Below are 20,525 nucleotides of genomic sequence, written 5' to 3'. Positions count from 1 at the left end.
CATATCGGTCGCACCATTTATAAAATTTATTTCGCGTAACGTATCTTTTTATTTTTCTTAAGAAATTGAAGGCATGCCTTTAATATTTTTATTTTTTATATTGTACTTGATCCCCTTGTTTCTTTCCGCCATCGCGAAAGATTCGGAAATATCTCTCATTTTTACTATTATAGCTATCATCTTCGGCAGTGTTCCTGTTGTTTTAATTACGCTTACACTATGTTTGGTCCATGGAATAGCATACGGGTTGCTTGCAGGATTATTGTTGTTTGGATTATTGTTTTTTATCAGCAAGGGGATTCGTTTTATTATTTTTAAAGCATTTCAACTAATGTAAATTGAAATCTCCTGAATATTCAGGAATATATAATACAAAATGAAGAATTATAAATGAATGGGGAGAAATGAATTTTCATTTTATCCCGTTTTTTATTGTTATGAAGCCGATCAAATTCCTTCTTGTTCTCGTAGCACTGTTTTTTGGACTGGGGAGTTGCATCGCTGCTGGAGATGCTGAACTCCCCGGCAAATGGACGACTTTCGGCAAAGGAGAAGAACGGGAGCGTTTTGCCCGGTGCTTCATCATCAGTTACCCAAGCAGTTTCACCATTGATCCCGCCAGTGGAATATCATTTAGTCTCGATATAGGAAGAGATGTTCGCATTCCGGAGGGAAACCTGCACACCCTTGTTTTGCATGATGAGAAAAAATCATTGGAAGTCAGGGCCAGCACCTACGGATTTATAACCGAGGACTTTTATGTCCCGCGTGGTTTTGAGACCCCGAGGGAGGTCATACTGACTGACTTTTTCAGGAATGCGTTGCTGACTAAAATTATCAGGACAAAGCATTACGATCTTTTTTGCAGTAAAACGGATAAGGAAGTGTTTGCACTTTATCTGTATCGAAAGGAAGGCTGGGATGTGAGTTACCAAACTCTCAGGTTTTTATTTCGCAATGGCACCACTTTTGAGGACCATGAGGAAATTGTTAAGAAAATCATGGAGGGGTTTATCCCGTGTTTCGCGCGTTCGGACTAGTTCATGTGAGCGGTGTCTCTCCCGGGGTAAGGTTGGGGAGCCGGAGTTGGAGATTATTAGACATAAAGTCTTGTAAAGCTCTTTCTCAGGAACCGCGGGGTTTCTTGATGGCTTTATTCCGGGAGTTGTTGATCCAGCCTTTTCTGTGTGTGTTTCCGGTTTTCCAGTCCTTTGCAGGCAAGAGGCCTTCCCGGAGAGGAAGGGGAGGATTGGGATTTTAACGGACAGGCGGGTTTAAATGGATGAATCCGGCAGACAATGTATATCGGGCCGTCTGCGGGGATGCAGGCCGTTGCGAAACCTGTTCCTGTCCGGCGGTTCCGCACCCATTTGCTTCATTCCTTTTTGCTTGGCATGAGGAGCATTGCGGCATACATTGAAGAATAAATTCCACTGGGTGGAGTTACCTTTCAACATCCCTGACGCCATGAAATTCATTTCTTTCTTTTTGTCCGTATTCGCGAGCTGCTGCCTGGTGTCCACTGCTTTGGCAGGCGGTGACATGGCTCCGGATCTGAAGTCCGGCTCCTTCTGGAGTTCGTCCAGGGAGGACTTGTTCGGCAAGTATTTTAATGGAGAAGCGGGCGGCTGGGTGGACAAGGAGAAAACCCAGCTCCGCATGGCCAGGCCCCGGATCAAGATAGGGGAAATTTCCCTGGGAGAGACTTTGGTGAACTGGAAGGATGATACACCCCAATCCATGACCGTCATGATTTACAACAAGGGGGACAACGGGGCGATTGACCGGGATGAGTTTGAAACGCGCCTGGAGCGCGTCAAGGCGGCCCTGGACACCCTCACCGGCGTGAAGTCCAAGGAATACCGCGCCTCCCGCCGTGAAGCCGTGGTGAAGGTGAACGGCTGGTCCTGGGTATGGGACAAGGGCGCCGCCGTGGTGGAGGTCAATTCGTCGCGTGAGGGCCGGGAGTTCGAGGCGGAATTCATCCGTCTGAAATTAGGGCCTACGGAAGCTTCCATCGCGCGGCCGGACACGTCCTCCCGCGCGAAAAAGGCGGACATCAAGCAGCATGTGAAGAAGGAAGGGAAGCGCATCGTGATTCAGGACATCCCCATGGTGGATCAGGGACAGAAAGGCTACTGCGTGGTGGCTACTGCCGCCCGTGTGTTCGCTTATTATGGAATGGATTATGTGGATCAGCACGAACTGGCCTCACTGGGCAATACGTCAGCTTCCGGAGGAACAAGCACTGCTGAAATGGCGGAAAACCTGAAGAAAATAGGAGCGCGGTTCCAGATCAGGATCCGTGTTCTGGATTCCCTGACGGATTACCGTGATTTCAATAATATATTGAAATCCTACAACCGGGCCGCTTCCAAGCTGAAGAAGGAGAAAGTGGACAGCCAGACGAGCTGGCCGGCCTTCTGGGACAACGCGGACGGGGAAGTGCTGAAACTGGCGCGCGCAGGTTCCCAGAACCAGGTGGACAAATGGATCAATTCCATCCGCCCCTATATCACTGCGGGCATTCCCGTGCTCTGGTCCGTGCAGTTGGGCATTGTGCCGGAACCCAAGAGGCTGTCCCAGACCCGCGGCGGCCATTTGCGCCTGATCATCGGCTTTGATGAGGAAAAGAAAACGGTCATTTTTTCCGATTCATGGGGCGCGGAGCATACGGAAAAGGAAATGCCCATGGCTGACGCCATCGCCATCACGACGGGACGCCAGGTCATGCAACCGTCCAAATAAGTACGGAAGGCTTTTTGCGGCCGAGCGGAAAGAACCGCAGATATTCCCCTTTCCGGGGCACTTCTGGCTGGTCTGCGGGCAGGAGCGTATTATACTTGCGCCATGATCAGCAGAACATTGGTGAAACATGCCCTGTCCAGTGAAGCGGAAATTCCGGACATGCTGGTTCAGGGCTGGGTGCGTACGCGCCGGGATTCCAAGGCGTTTTCCTTTTTAGAGATCAATGACGGCTCCAGCGTGGCCTCTCTCCAAGTGGTGGCGGATGAGGGCATCCCCGGTTATGAACGGATTGCAGAGATGACGACCGGGGCCGCAGTGAGCGTCCGCGGCGCCCTGGTGGCCGGGCAGGGGAAGCAGCGCTGGGAATTGCGCGCCTCTTCCCTGGAGCTGGTCGGCGCCGCTCCGGAATCCTACCCCCTCCAGAAGAAGGGGCACACGCCGGAGTTCCTGCGTTCCATCGCCCATTTGCGCCCCCGCACGAACCTGTTCGGCGCGGTGTTCCGCATGCGCAGCCGTCTGGCTGCGTCCATCCACCGGTTTTTCCAGTCCCGGGACTTTGTCTGGGTCAGTACGCCCATCATCACCGCCAGCGATTGCGAAGGGGCGGGGGAAATGTTCCGCGTGACGACGCTGGACGTGGGTGATGCCGCCTCCCGCGACACCGCGCGGGATTTCTTTGGAAAGGCGGCCTATCTGACCGTGAGCGGCCAGTTGGAAGGGGAGGCTTTTGCCTGCGCCCTGAGCAATATTTACACGTTCGGCCCCACGTTCCGGGCGGAAAATTCCAACACCACGCGCCATGCGGCGGAGTTCTGGATGGTAGAGCCTGAAATGGCTTTTTGCGACCTGCGCGGGGACATGGACATGGCGGAGGCATTTGTCCGGGAGCTGATCCGTGACGCCCTGGAGAACAGCGCGGAAGAGATCGAATTCCTGAACCGGTTTGTGGACAAGGGCCTGCGGGAGCGCCTGGAGCACGTGAAGGATACGCCGTTCGTGCGCTGTTCCTATACGGAAGCCGTGGACATTCTTCTCAAGAGCGGGAGAACATTTGATTTTCCGGTCTCCTGGGGAATCAACCTGCAGAGCGAGCATGAACGCTTCCTGACGGAGGAACATTTCAAGAGTCCGGTCATCGTGTACGATTATCCCAAGGAGATCAAACCTTTCTACATGCGTCTCAATGACGACGGCAGGACTGTCACCGCCATGGATGTGCTGGTTCCCGGAATCGGCGAAATCGTGGGGGGAAGCCAGCGCGAGGAACGGCTGGACATTCTGCTGGAAAACATGAAGCGGCAGGGCATGAACGAGGAAGCCTACCGCTGGTATGCCGACTTGCGCCGTTACGGTTCCGTTCCCCACGCCGGATTCGGAGCCGGGTTTGAACGCCTGCTGATGTTCATCACGGGCGTAACGAACATCCGGGACGTGCTGCCGTTTGCCCGCACGCCGCGGAATTGCGAGTTTTAACGTTCAGGCGGCAGGCCGTGCCGCCGTTTCCGGCCGTGAAGCATATGGACCTGCAGTCCCCTTTTTTATAGGGTAAACGGTCTTTCCGCGGAGCGGAGAAAATTAAAAGCTCGGCTTTCCCTGGGGAAAAGCCGGGCAAAATGGATTGCCGGGAAACGGTGGTTATTTTCTTCTGCGTCTCAAGAGCAAGCCTCCCAACCCCAGAATGCCCAGGGAAAAAGTGGCGGGTTCAGGGACGGTTTCATAATTGATAATTACCTTGGTAACGCCGTTTTCAGTGACCTGCGTGACGTTTGCCTGTACCTGAGAGGTGCTGGCAATGTTCAGGCCGCTCAGATCCAGTGTCAGGGGACCGTCCCACTGGTCGGATTTAATGCTGGCCAGCTCAATGGTACCGCTTCCGGTCAGGCTGTTCATGTCCAGCGTTCCGGTGAAATGGACGGAGTGGTGATTGACCCATAAATTGGCGATGTCAGTAGCGGTCCACGAACCGTGTTCCGAGGCGGTAAACGTTCCGAAGTTGAGAGTAAAGTCGCGGCCCAACCCAAAAGCGTTCGTTGATTCAAAAACCAGATGGGCATTGCCTTCCAGGGTGATGGAGTTGACATTGAGATCCCCCTTGGCCGGACTGCAGACCAATGTGCTTCCGGAACCGATCTGGATGGTGTTGGTGTCTCCGAAAAAAGCCTCGCTGTTTGACCAGGTAATGGTGCCCGCATTCTGCCCGATGACGGCATCGTCATTGGCGCTGTGCTGGGGATAATAGCCGTTCGGGGAACCGTTTACCGTCCAGTTGCCGGAATCCCCGTAAATCCCGTTGTTGGCCGCTCCGCTCCAGATATAGGTGGCTGCCTGGGAGATACCGCCCAGCATGCAGCAGAAAACACAAAATGCAGATAATTTCATTTCCAATAAATAGTTCAACGAGGCGGATGTAACGGATTCTCAATCCGGCTTTATAGTTAAGTTAATTGTTAAACATTTATTTGAAGCATGTTATAAATTAAAAGAAGCTTATTAAAAACTTCCTTCCTTTCTTTTTAAAAGCAGGAATGATTTCTTTTAAGGGGTTCTTTAAAAAATATTTGAATTGACGCCGGATTGAGAATCCGCAGGAAACAATATTTTATCTTCTTGGAAACATACAAGGAGCAGGAACATGAAAAAGTGGCTGCGCGGGAATGGAAAAACCCTTTCCCGCACAAGGCGGGAAAGGGCCTACCATAACCAAGTAAAAGCATGCGTTGAAACGCCGTCGTACTTAGAAAGTGTAGCTGATGGCGCCGTTGATGCCGTGGGCGGTCAGCTTGTTGCGGGTCTCGAACTGATAGCAAATACGTGCTCCCCAGTTGCTGGAGAAGAGTACGTCGATGCCGGCGTTCAGGCGGAATGCGGTGCGGCCCATGTTGACGCCGCGTACGTTCCATGCGCCCAGAGGCCCGGAGACATTGGATTTGGGATTCATGCGGCTTACATCCTGGGCCACGGCTACCGTCAGGGCCGGGGTGATAGTGGTGCCGCCGTCCGTCTGATAGGCGCGGGCGATGGTGATGCCGGCCGGAATGGTCCAGTTCTGAGCCCGGGCGTGGTCGAAGGTGCGTCCGTAGGGGCCGCTTTCGGAGAATCCCTTGAGTTCGGAAGTCATAAATTCAATCCCGGTGTAGGGCGTCACGTAGGCCTTGCCGAGGGCGAAGCGTTCCGTCCACGTGGCGTACAGGCCGCCGCTGAAGGTGTCGGAATTGACGTTGCCGTTGAGGTCGGAACCCATGATGTAGGAATTGCCCTTGAACTTGGAACGTCCGTAGGCGCCGTAGCCGTCCAGGGTGAACTTGCTTTCCCTGAAGGGATGCATGCGTCCGTAGATCATGGCCAGGAAGGAATCGACGTCATAGTCGGAACCGAAGTTCGACTTATCCTTGATGTCGCCGAAGCTCTGGCCGGCTGCGATACCGATCAGGGAACCCTGTGCGGCCTTGTAGTCGATACCTACGGCATAGCCGCCGGCATTGTACTTGTAACCGGAAACTCCTCCGCGGGCGTCCTGGTCGTCCCAGATGCCCATGCCGCCTACCCAGATATTGCCGTTGCCCCTGGCGATCGTCTTGCGGGCGATCGGAGAACCCTTGGCGTCCACTACTTCAATGGTGTCTTCCGTCTGGCGCGCCATGGAAGCGGCGGACTGGATGCGGCCCAGATCGGCGAAGCTTCTCAGGGTGCGGCTTGCAGCCCAGGTGAAGTTCACGATGTTTTCACCGCTCACGGACTGAATCATGTGGGCAGCCTGGTCGGCATTTGTCGCCCGGAACAGTTCTTCGTAGAACTCGGCGGCGGGAGAACCTGCGGCCGCGTTCAGACGGTTGTTTTCCAGGCCGACGGCCGTGGTGTAAACGTTGCCGTTGAAGCCGGACATGACGCCGTCAATGCCTCTCATATCCTGGGTGATGGTGGTGGTGCCTTCAACCGTTCCGGGAGCCATGGTGGTGGTCAGGAACAGGCCGTTCAGCAGACGGCCGGAAATATCCGTGCCGTTCAGCGTTACCGTCACGCTTTCCGTACCCTTTTTCAGCTGGGAGATCGGAACGGAATTGCCGTCGGAGTCGGAAACCTGGATGCCCACGCGGGAATCGTCCGTGAAGGTGGCCGGGGTGCCGAAGTCCAGAGTGGAGCCGTCTGCCAGAAGCAGTGTCGAATCGCCGCTGAAGGTGGCGGAGGCGCCCTTCATCGTGGAGTCCTGGGTCACGGTGACGCTGCCGGTCCGGATGTCGTACACCGTGGTGTCCGTGCCCATGACGGCGGAGTTGATGGATTCAGGGGCTGCAACTTTTCCGGTGGTGGCGTCCGGCGTGCCGAAGGTGGCGTTCCCGATGATCAGGTTGCCTTCAAGCTGCTGGTAGGTGCCACCGAAAGTGTCCGTGTCGCCCGTGCCACCGTACACCAGGGTGCCGGCTCCGGTCTTCGTCATCACGGCGGCCTGGTCGGCGGCCCGTGTGGCTGCGTCTGCGGTGGATGCCGCGGGGGCTGCGGTGGCGATGCCGTCACTGATGTAGGTGTAGGCGCCGGCGTCCGTGAATACGTTGATCTGGGTGTTCACGCCCGCATAAACGGAACCGCTCACGCCATTGGCCGTATTGCCGGAAAGAACGGTGTTGGAACCGATGTACAGTGTTTGGTCGTCCGCCAGGTTGATCGCGGCCTTGTCGGCGTCAGTTGCGGTGTTGTTCAGCACCTGCGTACCGTTGCCGATGGAGATTTGCCCTCCTGCCGTCACAATGCCGTCAGCGGCTGAATTGCCGGCGATCAGGCTGTTTTCCCCGATGGCGATGTCGTCGTCAGCCGTCAGGGTGGCATTTCCCTTAACTGTAGTATTCTGACCAAGGGCAATGTTGCCTTCAATAGTGTCCAGCACTTCGGGAGTGCCTTCTACGGTACCCCAGACACTGTCCGTATTGTTGTAAACGGTCTTGGTCAGGTCCACAGAATCTGCCTGAACGGTGGTGCCGTCCAGCACGGTGTTGTCTCCCAGGGAGATGTCGCCGCCGTTGGCTTTGATCGTGATGGCTCCCGCAGTCGTTTCACCAAGCGCGATGCCGCCGGAAACGCTGTTGTCCATGGATTGCGTGACGGTTTTGCTCGTCTGGGTATTGGAAGCGTCGAATCCTTCCGTCGTTACGGAACCGATCCCCGCATTGGAGGTCACGTCTCCGTTCAGCGTAACCTTGGAATCCGGGTCGCCGGTGATTTGTCCGGTTGCCGTGACGGCGCCCTGCAGGGACACATTGTCACCAAGTTGTACGGCTATTTCATTGGAATCCTTGAAAGAGGAAGTGGTCGTGCGCGTATAGGCCTGGCCCGCAGGAGGGGTTGCCGGATCCTGCGTCGTGGTGGCTACGCCGTTTACGGTGACGGTCTGGTCAATGACGACGTTGTCACCGACGTTCACCTGGCCATTCGTGGAAGTGATGGCCGTGCCGAAAACCTTGGAGGCCTTGGGGTCGTCAGATCCCACGATGGAAATGTTCCGGCCGTCAATGGTGGTGTTCGAGGCGTTGGTGACAACGATGTCATTGCTGCTGCCCGTAGGTTCGCTCAGCGTGATATTGTTGAATTTGACTTGTTCGTTGACTAGGTCGTAATTGAAATTGACCAGTTTTCCGCTTGCATCGGTCATCTGGACGGTGATGCTTCCCGTACCCGAGATGGCCGCCAGCTGGGCCTTCTGTTCCGGGGTCAGCGTAATACTGTCTGAACCAGAGGGAACGGTGATGGTGATGGTTGACGCTTCATTGGAAGCGGCAGCCTGGTTCCAGGCTGTCACCAGCGAATCGGCGCTGTTTGCAGTGTAGTCAGCCGCGGTGGCAACTGAGAAGCTGCCGAGGCAGGCGATGACGGCTGCCAGCAACATCTGTGGGAGTCTTAATTTCATGCTTTTTTTATTTGTTTAATGATTAGGTGGTTACGCATTCGTGACAATCACGGCGTCCAGCATTTTAGATGATCCCTGCGGGCACATGTTCAGCAGGATGACAAGGAGGGTTTTGTTGGAACGGGTATTTAAAATATTTAACAATGAAATGATTGCATTTATATTTACCATGTGTCATTCATGACGATGTTTTCATGATGGCTCCGGAAAGAAATTCGTTTTAACCCGTAACAGATGAAGATTTCTTTACAAAACAACTATACTATTGATTATGAAAATTATATGCGTATTGATGGCATTTTTTACGGGCTCTCTTTTGGTGTGTTCAATTAAAAATGCCTGCATGGGGAGGGAATGTGCGGCGCATGTACGGACCACACAGGCCATCGAGGAAAATATGAGCCTGTTTGACCGGTCGATGGTGCCCGGTCATCTGGACAAGGTGCTGGAGGAGCTGGAAGGTCTGGACGACCGTGACGGGCAGGGGAATGCGGCGCCGGAAATCCGGAGGTACAAGCTTCAGACCTACTTCCGCCTTTTCCGGATGATCACAGAGTCCGTGGATGCCAGCTACCTTCCGGGAAGGTACCGTATTCTGACGGGAAAAGGGGAAGAAAAGGCGCCCGAAAAAGCCCCGCGTCCTGTTCCCGCCAAGGTGGGAAGCGCCTATCTTTACGATTATATCCAGTCCGGACTCCGGGTGCTTCGTTTTCAGACCAGGGTGGCCGTCATGGACTATATCCGCTCCGCGTATTCCGGCAAGCCATCCCTGGAAGAACGAGAGGAGCTTTTGGCCCTTGCGGAAGGAGTGGAGAAGGAATTTTTCACCTTTCTCCAGAATTGGACGCAGACGGATGTGAACTGGATGCCGGACAAAGACTTCAATTGCCTGGACAAGCCTGCGCCGGAAGAAAAGCTGCGGGAAATGATAAGCTGCCTGCAATACATGCATTTTCTGGAATATGCCCGGGATCCCCTTTTTTTGGAGGAAGATGTCGCGTTCAGCAACATTGATCCGCCACCTCCTGTGGGGAAGGACGGCATGGCGTTTTCCGGTCAGGCTCCGGACAGTCTCCAGGAGCCGGAATCCCGCAGGCAGTATCTGATTGCCAGCCGGGAAAATATCAGGAAAAGCCGTGGAGCGGACCTGAAGAAAAAGATGCAGGATAAACTGACGGATGCCTATTGGAACGTTTTTACGCGGATTGAATCTGTCGAGTTCATGGACCAGGCATCCAGACGGGCCTTGTTGCACACGGCGGAAATGTTGGGGATGAATGACGATTTCAGGGACAATCTGCGGGATGTCTGCGCACGCAAGGATATTAATGAAGCGATTGACCGGTTTTCACAAACGAAAGACAGGAAGGACATGCAGGCCGCGGACGCTTTGATCGAAGCGTTTCAACAATGCCGGAAAGTATTGTGGGGAAATGAGTCATCCACCTTTTTCCAGTTGAAACGCTGGCTGCGGCTTAATCACATCGTCGCCACGGAAACGTCGTGGCCGGACGGCGAACGGATAAGGCGGGATCTGGAAGAAAAAATGATGGAGAACATCAGGTGCACGTGCGGCGATTCCCGTTTCTATTTGCAGGAGGCCAGATGGTGGCTGGCTGCCTATGGATTGAAGCCCCGCGCCTCGTACATTCATGATGAATGCCAGCGTATTCTGGAGATGGAAAAGAAAAGGATTGAGGACAGCCTTCTGCTTCTGGACGAGAATTTTTCCAGGGAAGGTTTGGAAAAGGCAGACCGGTTGATTGAGTCTTTACTGCATCATGATTATCAGCGGCATAAGAATATCCCGGGAATACTGGATTTCAAAACAGCCTCCTGGCTGCGCCTGCTTTTCATTTTGGAAAAACGCCTGGATCCTTCCCATGAAAGGCGGGAGGAGGTGAATTTGGTATTTAAAATACCGGAGGAGGGTCGGAAGGAAGAGTATGACGAAGACGCCCAGGAATTGCTGTACGGTCTGCACGCGGAAATATTTTCAGATCTGAGCTACAAGGTGGAATCGGAGTATGAAAAATCCAGGGAAACACAGCAGAAATTTTTGAAGCTTGCGGAAGGAATGGGCGCGGAACCCGAATTCCTGATGTATTTCAAACATCGGTTTGACGGCCGCAATTTGCATGAAGATCTTGATCAATTAAGAGAAAAGGGAAAGGGCAGTCCGGAACGGATAGCAGCCGCCATTGACGAATGGGCGGAACATCAGAAAATATACTGCAGCTCTCCTTATGGGTGTCTTGTGGAAAAGCTGGGTCTCCAATTTTCTTTGTTGAAAGCCATGCACAAGAGCGGGAATTCCGGGAAGGAGGGTTTTGGCTCGTCTTTCCAGGCGGCTGTGATGGAAGCTGTAAGCACCTCCATCGCGGATAATCAGGAAGGATTTTTAGCGTGGAGATATATCCTGGAACGTTCTGAAGGGAGCCCTTTGGAAACAGCCATAGCCGCTCTGTTTCAACAAAGGCTGGATAAGAAGGAAGAGCTTTTTCATGAAAAACTTGTAGCATTTGAAAAAGAGGGGCAGATGGGCGATTTACACACCGCCTGTGTCAGCCTGGATGATATCACGCGTGATTGGGAACTCGGGAAGGAACTTCCTGTTGACCGGCGGAGAAAGACGGAAACTTATTTGAGCCTGCTGAGGGTGGCCTCCCGCTTTCGTCCGCAGGAACTGGTGGATATGCAGAGAAAGCCCGTTTCCCAATGGGGGGGCCGATGGAATGACGAGCTGCCTCCCTTGCGGCGCATGGAACTGGAGCTTGATGTGATCCGGGACAGAGTGCGTACGGACTTTTTTTCACATATCCGTTACGGATATGGCAAAGGGCCGGAGGATGCGGAGGAAATCCGCCAGCTTGTCCGCAATGCCGGGATGAGCGGCCAATTCCTGCAAGAGGTGGAAGAGCGTTTGGCAGAGAAGGAATGAGGGCCGTCCGGATTATTCCACCTCCCATTCCTCCACCAGCGCGGCGGGGACTTCGTCCAGAAAGCGGGAAGGCATCTGCATGAAGGTGCCTCCCTGGGCGCGGCAGTTCCAGCGCGGATAGGTCAGGTAAAGCTGGTCCTTGGCGCGGGTGATGCCCACGTAGAACAGGCGGCGTTCTTCCTCCAGCCCGGCCAGGTCGCCGTCGTCAATGACGCGCTGGTGTGGGAACATGCCGTCACACAGGCCGATCAGGAAGACGACGGACCATTCCAGCCCCTTGGCCTGGTGGATGGTGGATAGGGTGACCGCCCCGCCGGAAAGGTCGGCCGCCGCGCTTTCGTCATCCGTATTGCCCAGCAGGGAAAGCTGGGACAGGAAATCTTCCGCGGAGTCGAACCTTTCGGAAAACCCGGCCAGGTGCAGAAGGTCCTGCCTGCGCTGGTCGTAGTTTTCAAAGGCGGACTGCATGTACTCGTCGTAAACCGCTTCATTGATGGAGACGAGCATGGAGGCCGGATTGGCTGTTTTCCCGCCGGGAGCCAGCTCGTCCAGCGTATAGCAGAGCTGCATCCATCCCGGCTTGGACTTGGCGGGAACCGGGAATTCCATCATCAGGGCGGAGAAGGATTCCGGAGGCGTTTCCGCCCTGTTTTCCGGGCATGCGGCCCAGCGCGCCCAGAGTTTTTGCGCCATGCCGGGGCCGATGCCGGGCAGGAGCATGACCATGCGGCGGAAGGACAGCTCGTCCCGCGGATTGACGACGAAGCGCATGAAGGCCACCACGTCCTTGATGTGCGCCTGCTCGAAGAACCTGATACCGCTGGTGATGCGGAAGGGTATTTCACTGCGCGTCAGTTCCATCTGCAATTCCATGCTGTGGAAGTGCGCCCGGTAGAGCACGGCTATTTCATTGGGGTCCGTACCTTCTTCAATAAGGTCCCGGATGCGCTGGGAAATGAATTTGGCCTGCATCCGGTCATCATTGAGCGGCACGAGGGCGGGCGGCATTTCCCCGGTGGGACGCACGGAACGCAGGCGTTTTTCAATCTGCATCTCGTTGGCGGCAATGGCCGCATTGGAAAGTTCCAGGATTTCCGGCACGCTGCGGTAGTTGGTTTCTATCTTGAAGGTTTTCGCCGACGGGTAGCGCGTCGTGAAGCTGAGGATGTTCTCCATGTCCGCGCCGCGCCAGGAATAGATGCTCTGGGCATCGTCTCCCACGACCATGAGCTGGCCGTGCTCCCGGGCCAGCATGTCGATGAAGCGGCTCTGGAGGTAGTTGGTATCCTGGTATTCGTCCACCAGGATGTGGTGGAAGCGCGCGCCGTACAGGGCGCGCAGGTGCTCCTGTTCCTGGAAGAGGCGCACGACGTTGAGCAGCAGGTCGTCAAAGTCCATGCTGTTGGTTTCCTGCTTGCGGAGGACGTACTGTTCATGCACGTCCAGAATGGCGTCCAGATGGTTGGAGAGGTAGGGATAGGCGTTTTCCAGCGTTTCCTGAATGCCGGCGCCTTCATTGTCCGCCAGGCTGAAAAGGGATGAGAGCACTTCCGGCTTCGGGAAGCGGGAGGATTTTTCGTCCAGCTTGAGGGCCTTCACGATGCTTTTGATCATGGATTTGCGGTCGTCCGAGTCCATGATCGTGAAGGCCGGCGTGTAGCCCAGGTAGTCCGCATGCTGGCGCAGAATGCGGTTGGCGATGGAATGGAAAGTGCCGCTCCACAGGCGGGAGAGGTCGATGGGAATCAGGGCGCGCACGCGTTCCGTCATTTCCCTGGCGGCCTTGTTGGTGAAGGTGAGCAGCAGGATGTTCCACGGGTCCGTGCCGTGGTCCAGAAGCCACGCCACGCGGTACGTCAGCGTACGCGTCTTTCCGGAGCCCGCGCCTGCAATGACGAGCGCCGCCCCCGGTTCCGAGGAAACGGCGGCATACTGCTCTTCATTCAGGGTCGCGTGGTAGTCGATCCCGGAAATGGGGGCGGAAGGAGCGGAGTCCTGCTTGATGACGTAGCGGCGGGCCATGTAGTTTCTGCGGCTGGCAGTCGGATGGTAGCGGCGGGGAATTTTTGAAAGGCTATACCCTCCATTCTCCGGCCGCCTCTTTAAAAGTCCAGATACATTTCTGCGCGGCGGTTTTCCTTGCGGGCCTCGTCGCGTTCCTCGTCGTTCGCGTTGGTGGAATAAGTGCGGCGCGGCTGGGATTTGCCGAATCCCCTGGTGACGATCCGCTCCGCCGGCACCCCGAATTCAATGAGCTGCGCCTTCACGGCGGCGGCCCGGCGTTCGGAAAGCCCCTGGTTGTAGCGTTCGCTGCCCACGTCATCCGTATGGCCGCTGATTTCCAGCTTTTTGCCGCCGTCCATCTTGATGGCTTCCGCCACAATCTGGAGCTGGCGTGCGGAACGCTTGGAGAGCGCGTCTTCATTGAACCCGAAGAACAGGGCCAGGGAATCTCCGCCCTGCGGGTTTTTCACGATGGGGATGAAGAAATCGTCCCCGGCGCCCTGCCGCTTGGTGTAGGCTTCCAGCATGCTGTCCAAGGAGGCTTCCGCAATAAGCCATTGGCCGTCCGTTTTCGCTACGGTCAAGCCCACGTTGCCGGCTTTCCGGCCCTGGGCGTCCTGCAGATGCACGAAGAACCCCGCGTTGGTGTCCGCCTCATACGCGGTTTTGATGGGGGCATCGTCCCGCAGGCGGAAGGTGCCTTCTTCAAACAGGATGCACAGGCCCGCCACGGTGGCGTCCTGCACTTTGGAGCCGTCCACGAATTTCCGGGCCCCGCGGAAATCCGCCTTGGCCACGGCATCCATGAAGGAGCTGACGATGCCCATCGGGTCGTTCATGACCATGGGGGCCGCCTTGTCCTTGGCCAGGTCCTGCTTGCTGGGGAGGGTGAGGGTGTCCAGCGTCCACTGCTGTTTGTCGTTGCGCTTCATGTCCAGGTAGCCGCGCGCGCCACTGCTGAAGTTGAGCGTATATCTGGCGGTGGGATTGGTGCCCTGGTTGTTGGCACCGATGCTGGTGATGCCGGGGGAGGACAGGCGCACGTGGCGCGCCTCCATGAGTTCCCGGATGGTCCGGCTCTGGGCCTCCGTAACGGCCTGCTGCACTTCCAGAGCCTTTAGCGTGTTCAGGTCCCTGTCCTGGATTACTTTGGCAATGGCCTGCGCCAGCGTCTGAGGAGAGCTGAGGTTGACCAGCGTTTCCGGGGTGGAAGTCTGCTTTTCAATGTCGTCCCTGGTGAGCGGGTCCACGGTAGGCTGGGGCGTCACGGTCTGGCGCGCCGGCTCTTCCGTAGTTGCCGCTGGGGAAGTATGTCCGGGTTCTTCCTCCTGGCGATTCATGAACAGGAAGACCAGGGCCAGGCTGCCCACGACCAGGAAGCTGATGATGAAAGCGGTGATGGTGGATGCGTTTTTCATTGGCGGAGAATGGTGAAGGGGTCAGTCTTGCAAAGCCTCCAGAAGTTTGGAATGGATGCCTTCAAAGCCGCCGTTGCTCATAACCAGAATAACGTCTCCCGGCTGGGCTTTCTTGCAGACGGCGGCTACGATTTCCTGCGCATGGCCGCCGATCAGGGCATCCTTGCCCAGCGCGGCCAGGTCGCCGGAAAGTTTATGCAGGTCCAGGCGATCCGCCAGCGCCACCTTGTCCGGATGGTCCACGGCGGCGACCACGGGGAAGTCCGCCGTGGCGAGCGCCAAGGCCAGCTCGTTCTGGAAGATGTTGCGGCGCGTGGTGTTGGAGCGCGGTTCGAAAACGGCCCAGATGCGGGCTTCCGGGTAACGCTGGCGCAAACCCAGGATGGCCTGTTTGATGGCCGTGGGGTGGTGCGCGAAGTCGTCCACGACGGAAATGCCGTTCACAACTCCCTTGACTTCCTGCCGGCGCGCGACGCCCTCAAACCGGGCCAGGGAACCCGCAAGCTGCTTGACGCTCAGCCCCGCGAACTGGGCGGCCGCGATGGCCATGGCCGCGTTGCGGATGTTGAATTCCCCGATCATGGGTACGTAATAGCGGGTGCCTTCCAACGTGAAAAGGCTGCCGTCTGTGGAGGTTTCCACGTCCAGGATGCGGATGTTGGAACTGTCTGAAAAGCCCAGCGTCTTGACGGGGCAGGGCGCGCCCTTCGCCACGTCCAGGCAGTTGGGATCGTCCGCGTTGACCAGCGCCAGCCCGTTGCGGGGGATGATCTGGGTCAGGCGCCTGAAGCTGAGCTTGATTTCCTCCAGGGAGTTGTAAATGTCCGCGTGGTCGAACTCGATGTTGTTGATGACTACGAGTTCCGGGAGGTAGTGCAGGAATTTGGAGCGCTTGTCGAAGAAGGCCGTGTCGTATTCGTCCCCTTCCAGCACGGAAAAGTCGGAATCCGTGAAGCGGCCGCCGCGGCCCAGGTTGCGGGCGATGCCGCCGATCATGAAGCTGGGGTTCATTCCGGAATCCTCCATCAGCCACGCGAGCATGGAGGTCGTGGTGGTTTTGCCGTGCGTTCCGGTCACCACGTAGTTGCGCTTGCCGCGCAGGAAGTATTCCTTCATCGTTTCCGGCAGGGAAAGGTAGCGCAGGCGGCGCTGAAGCACGGCTTCCACTTCCTCGTTGCCGCGGCTCATGGCGTTGCCGATGACGATGACGTCCGCTTCCGCCGGAATGTTGGAGGCCCTGTAGCCTTCAAACAGCGTGATGCCTTCCTGTTCCAGAAAGGTGGACATGGGGGGGTACACGTTGGCGTCGGACCCGGTGACGGTGTAGCCCCGGCGCGCCATGGCGGCGGCTACGGCCCCCATCGCGGTGCCGCAGATGCCCAGAAAGTGGAAATGCTTGTTCATGTCAGGTAAGGAATGAATGCGCTGGATGCGTTTTATTTGGAAAAGGAGGGTGCGGAGACGCAGGAATCCGCCAAGGCCCGGTCCCGGCGGCGAACGATGCCGTTGGCGATGTCCGTGACCATGCCGGCCAGCACGCGGGTCAGATGGCTGCCGGGCCTGTAGTCCGCCGGGGCGATGAAGTTCACGCGGTCGGAATTGGAAGCCAGGTTGTAGCATTTGCGGAAACTGCGCCCGGTCTGGTCTTCCGGATTGTAAACGGCTACGGCGTGGCCGCCGTTTCTGCGCATGACGGTGAAGCAGGGGACGTCCGTGGGACCGTCCCCGATGTAAATCATGTTGGCGAAGGGAATCGGGCGCATGTCCTCCGGCATGTGGTCGTTTACGTCCTGGTCGTAGTCCAGCATTCCCTTGTTGATGCGGAAAAGGTACTGCGTCTTCGTGGTGTGGGAGATGACCCGCTTGGGAAAGTCGATGTGGCCGTTCACCTCGCTGAATTCGCAGCCGAAGACGGCCTTGAAGTAGGGACGCAGGGCGGACCCGTCAATCAGAGCCTTCAATCCGGAAGAGATGATGTAATATTCAATGTTGATGCCCAGGTCCGCATGGAGGGGGGACAGGGTCATGGACGGGAACGATTCAAAAAAATCCGGCAGTCCGGGATAAAAGGTGAGGCGCTCGCCGAGCTGGGTCAGCCGCGCATTGCTGACGCGGTCCAGGGAAAGAGCGTCCAGCAGGCTCTTCATGTAGATCAGCTCCCCGTCCCATCCTTCCCGTTCTCCGGTGGCGTTGCACCTGGTCCAGAATTCCTCCGGGGAGATGCCGAACTCCGGGAAAATGGCCTGGTCCTGCATGTAGGACGGGCTCAGGGTCTGGTCGTAGTCGAAAACAAGGGCGATCGTGTTCTGGGGGGCGGACATGGAAGATGAAGCGGAACGTGCGGTTTACATGCGGAACTGGTCGCCCAGGTACTGCTTGCGGGCGATGGGGTCGTTGGCGATTTCCTCGGAAGAGCCGTGCTTGATTACTTTTCCTTCAAACAGGATGTAGGCGCGGTCCACGATGTGCAGGGTTTCCCGCACGTTGTGGTCCGTAATCAGGATGGAAAGCCCGTCCCTGTCGCTCAGCTCCATGACAATTTTCTGGATGTCGGAAACGGCGATGGGGTCCACGCCGCTGAACGGTTCGTCCAGCATCAGCAGTTTCGGATTCGTCGCCAGGGCGCGCGCTATGGTCAGGCGGCGCTTTTCCCCGCCGGAAAGCTGGATGGCCATGGAGCGGCGCAGCTTGGCGATGCCGAAGCGGTCCATCAGTTCCTGGGCGCGGTCTTTCTGCTGTCTGGCGGTCATGTCCTTGCGCGTCTGGAGAATGGCCATGAGATTGTCTTCCACGGAAAGCCGGCGAAAGATGGATTCCTCCTGCGGCAGATAGCCCATGCCGCGCCGGGCGCGCAGGTTCATCGGTAGTTCCGTGATGTCCTCTCCGGCGAATATCACGCGGCCTTCATCCGGCCGCACTAGTCCCGCCACCATGTAAAAGGAGGTGGTCTTGCCCGCTCCGTTCGGTCCCAGCAGCCCCACGATTTCCCCGTGGCCCACGTTCAGGCTGACCTGGTCCACGACGGTCCGGGTCTTGTAGGTTTTGCAGATTCCTTCGGCGTTCAACAGATAGTGGGAGGAAGAGTCGGTCACGGCTTGCGGGCGGGTTTTTGTTGTTTCCGTTCGGAGAGCTGCTTGTCCAGATCCCGGATGGAGGATTCGCCCCCCTGGGGGATGTAAACGTTCCCGTTTCCGTACACGCGGATGAAGCCGTTCCTGGTTTTGCTCTTAAAGATGGAGCCGCCGCGGGAAAGGGAAGGGTAGTTGCCCGCCAGAATGATTTCCCCGGTATTGGCATCGTAAGTGGCCTTTTCCGCCTTTGCCGTGCAGAGGTTCCCGTCTTTGTCCGTATAACGCAGCACGACGTTGCCGGAGGCCGTGACTTTTTTGATGGAATTGAAGTCGAAATTGCCGTCGTTGGGCAGCACGGGGCCGGATTTGTCAATTTCCTTTCCTTCTTCCTTCCTGCGGTCGGAAGGCTTCTTCTTGCCCTTCTTTTCCACATACTGCAGGTAGATTTTCAAAGGGCCGGTGCAGTCCAGGGAAAATTCCGGATTGCGGACATGCACGTTTTTCATGTACACCAGCAGCCCCTGCTCCATGTCGAAATACAGGCCGTCGTCGTACGTTATTTCCGTGGGAGCCCCCTTGTCGGTTTTCTCGGTCGCGGAATCGGCGGGCGCGGTCGTGACTTCTGCGGGGGTGGCGTGAATGGAAACATTGTATTTCTGCCGGAATCCATTGAGTTGTTCGTCCACTTCAGCGTCCTGGGCATTGGAAGCGGAGAGGGCTTTCTCTCCGTCTTCCGTCAGGGGGGCGGAAGGGATGGGAGCCAGGTCTTTTTCCCTTTGGGCCGTTTCTTCCGCAGTCAGGGGGCGAACGATGTTCGCCGGAGGCTGGAAGGCGGGTTCAAGCATGGGGTCCAGCTCCTTGGGCAGAGGCTGGACGATGTGGGAGGGGATGTCGGATGCGCCGAAGGCAAAGCCTCCGGCCAGAGCCAGCACGGTGAGAATTCGGATCATGGTAAGGTGGCGGTTACTTGTTGAGATTTTTTACGTGAATAATGGTCTTGCCGGGGCCCAGCAGGATACCCCGCCTGGTTTCCGTATCCAGATAAAGCCCTGCACCCCGGGCGGAGAAATTTTCCTCCCGGATGGTGGTTTCCGTGCGCGAGACGACCAGTTTCCTGTCCAGGAAGTAGGAGGCGTCACCGGAAAACAGGTGCGTAACCTGGCTGTTTTTCCCATACAGGTAAATGTTCAGCGTTTTTCCCGCGGCTTCGTGGGGAGCGACCACCGTCATGCTGGAGGCGGTCATCAGCAGGGAAAGACGCGGCCCTGCGTATTCGGTCACGCTGACTTTGGTCAGCGTGCTGCCCACGGGGAGGAGCTCCAGCATGGGCATTTTCTTATCCACCCCGGCCAGCGGAGTTTCCTCCGGCAGGGCAGCGTCCGCGGAGGCCGTCATGCAGAACATGAAGGACGCCAGCGCACATGTGGATAATGGTTTCAGCATGACCGGACTGCCTGATGAATGGCCTGGAGGCGTTTCAGCACGCCTTCAAGCAGGTGGAGGGGGATCTGGTTGGGACCGTCGGAAAGCGCCTTGGACGGATCCTTGTGCACTTCCATGAACACGCCGTCAACGCTGCCCGTCGCCATGGCGGCGGAAGCCAGAACGGGAGCCAGTTCGCTGTCTCCGCCCGTCGTCCCGCCCAGGCCGCCGGGACGCTGGACGGCGTGCGTGGCGTCAAATACTACGGGGAAGCCTTCCTGCTTCATCCAGTACAGGGACCGCATGTCCACCACCAGGTTGTTGTAGCCGAAGGTGGTGCCGCGTTCGCACATCATGAACCTGTCGCAGCCGAAAGCCCTCATTTTTTCCGCAATGTTTACCGTATCCCACGGGGCCAGAAACTGGCCTTTCTTGATGTTCACGGCGCGCCCGCTTTTGGCGCACGCCTCCAGCAAGTCCGTCTGGCGGCACAGGAAGGCGGGAATCTGGAGCAGATCCACGTATTCGGCGGCTATCTCCGCTTCCTGTGCGGTGTGAACGTCCGTGACGATGGGGAGATTGAGTTCTTTCCCTATTTCCGCCAGGATGCGGCAGCCTTCCTTCACGCCCGGTCCGCGGAAGGAGGTGACGGAGGTGCGGTTGGCCTTGTCGTAGGATGCCTTGAAAATCAGCGGCACGTCCATCTTTTCAGCGATGGACTTGATGGAGCGGGCCATTTCCCAGACAAAGGATTCGCATTCCAGGGAGCAGGGGCCCAGAAGGTAGAACGGCCGGGGGCCGCCGATTTCAACGGATTGAATATAAAACGACATAAGACGGAAACCTGTATGTCTCCCTATCATGACTGTTCCGGCCTCTCCGGTCAAGCCGCTATCCTGCCTCCGGCGGGAGATTCGGCCTCCGGGGGCCGTCCCGCCCGGAGTATTTTTTGCGGGAGTGCGTAATTCCATGACGGCGTGCGCAATAACAGGATTTTTCATGCCTGTGTGCCGGGGACCGGATAC

14 protein-coding genes are annotated in these 20,525 nt (G+C 56.8%); 4 read left to right on the top strand and 10 right to left on the bottom strand.

What is annotated here, in order from left to right:
- Nucleotides 1–437: 437 nt before the first annotated feature.
- The 3 genes from OQH67_RS04115 to asnS all read left to right on the top strand — a co-directional run bounded on the left by OQH67_RS04115 (nucleotide 438) and on the right by asnS (nucleotide 4,221).
- Nucleotides 438–1,040 carry a hypothetical protein gene (locus OQH67_RS04115; protein ID WP_215434320.1) on the top strand — a complete coding sequence of 201 codons (603 nt, stop codon included), beginning with the start codon at nucleotides 438–440 and terminating at the stop codon, nucleotides 1,038–1,040.
- Between the two features lie 427 nt (nucleotides 1,041–1,467).
- Nucleotides 1,468–2,748, top strand: coding sequence for a C39 family peptidase (locus tag OQH67_RS04110; RefSeq protein WP_215434322.1), 1,281 nt, complete (start codon nucleotides 1,468–1,470; stop codon nucleotides 2,746–2,748).
- Between the two features lie 105 nt (nucleotides 2,749–2,853).
- The gene (asnS, locus tag OQH67_RS04105) at nucleotides 2,854–4,221 is read left to right on the top strand and encodes an asparagine--tRNA ligase (RefSeq protein WP_343195910.1); all 1,368 of its coding nucleotides are present in this window, start codon (nucleotides 2,854–2,856) and stop codon (nucleotides 4,219–4,221) included.
- Between the two features lie 162 nt (nucleotides 4,222–4,383).
- Here the strand turns inward: asnS and OQH67_RS04100 are convergent, their stop codons facing one another.
- On the bottom strand, nucleotides 4,384–5,127 hold the full coding sequence (locus OQH67_RS04100) for a PEP-CTERM sorting domain-containing protein (protein ID WP_215434325.1): 744 nt from the start codon (nucleotides 5,125–5,127) through the stop codon (nucleotides 4,384–4,386).
- A 355-nt stretch (nucleotides 5,128–5,482) separates the two neighbouring features.
- Entirely contained in the window at nucleotides 5,483–8,644 is a 3,162-nt protein-coding gene (locus OQH67_RS04095; RefSeq protein WP_215434327.1) for an autotransporter outer membrane beta-barrel domain-containing protein, read from the bottom strand.
- Between the two features lie 397 nt (nucleotides 8,645–9,041).
- Between OQH67_RS04095 and OQH67_RS04090 the strand changes: the two genes are divergently transcribed.
- Nucleotides 9,042–11,585 carry a hypothetical protein gene (locus OQH67_RS04090; protein ID WP_215458832.1) on the top strand — a complete coding sequence of 848 codons (2,544 nt, stop codon included), beginning with the start codon at nucleotides 9,042–9,044 and terminating at the stop codon, nucleotides 11,583–11,585.
- A gap of 12 nt (nucleotides 11,586–11,597) precedes the next feature.
- On the opposite strand, the gene OQH67_RS04085 is transcribed toward OQH67_RS04090, so the two are convergent.
- The 8 genes from OQH67_RS04085 to kdsA all read right to left on the bottom strand — a co-directional run bounded on the left by OQH67_RS04085 (nucleotide 11,598) and on the right by kdsA (nucleotide 20,333).
- On the bottom strand, nucleotides 11,598–13,607 hold the full coding sequence (locus OQH67_RS04085; RefSeq protein ID WP_215434334.1) for an ATP-dependent helicase: 2,010 nt from the start codon (nucleotides 13,605–13,607) through the stop codon (nucleotides 11,598–11,600).
- An 80-nt stretch (nucleotides 13,608–13,687) separates the two neighbouring features.
- The gene (locus OQH67_RS04080; RefSeq protein WP_215434341.1) at nucleotides 13,688–15,007 is read right to left on the bottom strand and encodes an OmpA family protein; all 1,320 of its coding nucleotides are present in this window, start codon (nucleotides 15,005–15,007) and stop codon (nucleotides 13,688–13,690) included.
- 21 nt (nucleotides 15,008–15,028) lie between these two features.
- A complete protein-coding gene (gene mpl, locus OQH67_RS04075) occupies nucleotides 15,029–16,411 on the bottom strand; it encodes a UDP-N-acetylmuramate:L-alanyl-gamma-D-glutamyl-meso-diaminopimelate ligase (RefSeq protein ID WP_215434343.1) in 1,383 nt (460 codons plus the stop codon).
- 32 nt (nucleotides 16,412–16,443) lie between these two features.
- On the bottom strand, nucleotides 16,444–17,328 hold the full coding sequence (locus tag OQH67_RS04070; RefSeq protein ID WP_067572069.1) for an HAD family hydrolase: 885 nt from the start codon (nucleotides 17,326–17,328) through the stop codon (nucleotides 16,444–16,446).
- A gap of 24 nt (nucleotides 17,329–17,352) precedes the next feature.
- On the bottom strand, nucleotides 17,353–18,099 hold the full coding sequence (lptB, locus tag OQH67_RS04065; protein WP_215434345.1) for an LPS export ABC transporter ATP-binding protein: 747 nt from the start codon (nucleotides 18,097–18,099) through the stop codon (nucleotides 17,353–17,355).
- On the bottom strand, nucleotides 18,096–19,028 hold the full coding sequence (locus OQH67_RS04060) for an LptA/OstA family protein (protein WP_215434346.1): 933 nt from the start codon (nucleotides 19,026–19,028) through the stop codon (nucleotides 18,096–18,098). Before OQH67_RS04060 ends, lptB begins: the two co-directional genes overlap by 4 nt.
- A gap of 13 nt (nucleotides 19,029–19,041) precedes the next feature.
- Entirely contained in the window at nucleotides 19,042–19,521 is a 480-nt protein-coding gene (locus OQH67_RS04055; protein ID WP_215434347.1) for an LptA/OstA family protein, read from the bottom strand.
- The gene (gene kdsA / locus OQH67_RS04050) at nucleotides 19,515–20,333 is read right to left on the bottom strand and encodes a 3-deoxy-8-phosphooctulonate synthase (protein ID WP_067572168.1); all 819 of its coding nucleotides are present in this window, start codon (nucleotides 20,331–20,333) and stop codon (nucleotides 19,515–19,517) included. The genes OQH67_RS04055 and kdsA overlap by 7 nt, the downstream gene beginning before the upstream one ends.
- Nucleotides 20,334–20,525 lie beyond the last annotated feature (192 nt).

It is taken from the genome of Akkermansia biwaensis (genome assembly GCF_026072915.1).
GTDB lineage: Bacteria > Verrucomicrobiota > Verrucomicrobiia > Verrucomicrobiales > Akkermansiaceae > Akkermansia > Akkermansia biwaensis.
The sequence above is the reverse complement of the archived record's forward strand: the minus strand, read 5'-3'. Positions and strand labels throughout refer to the sequence as shown.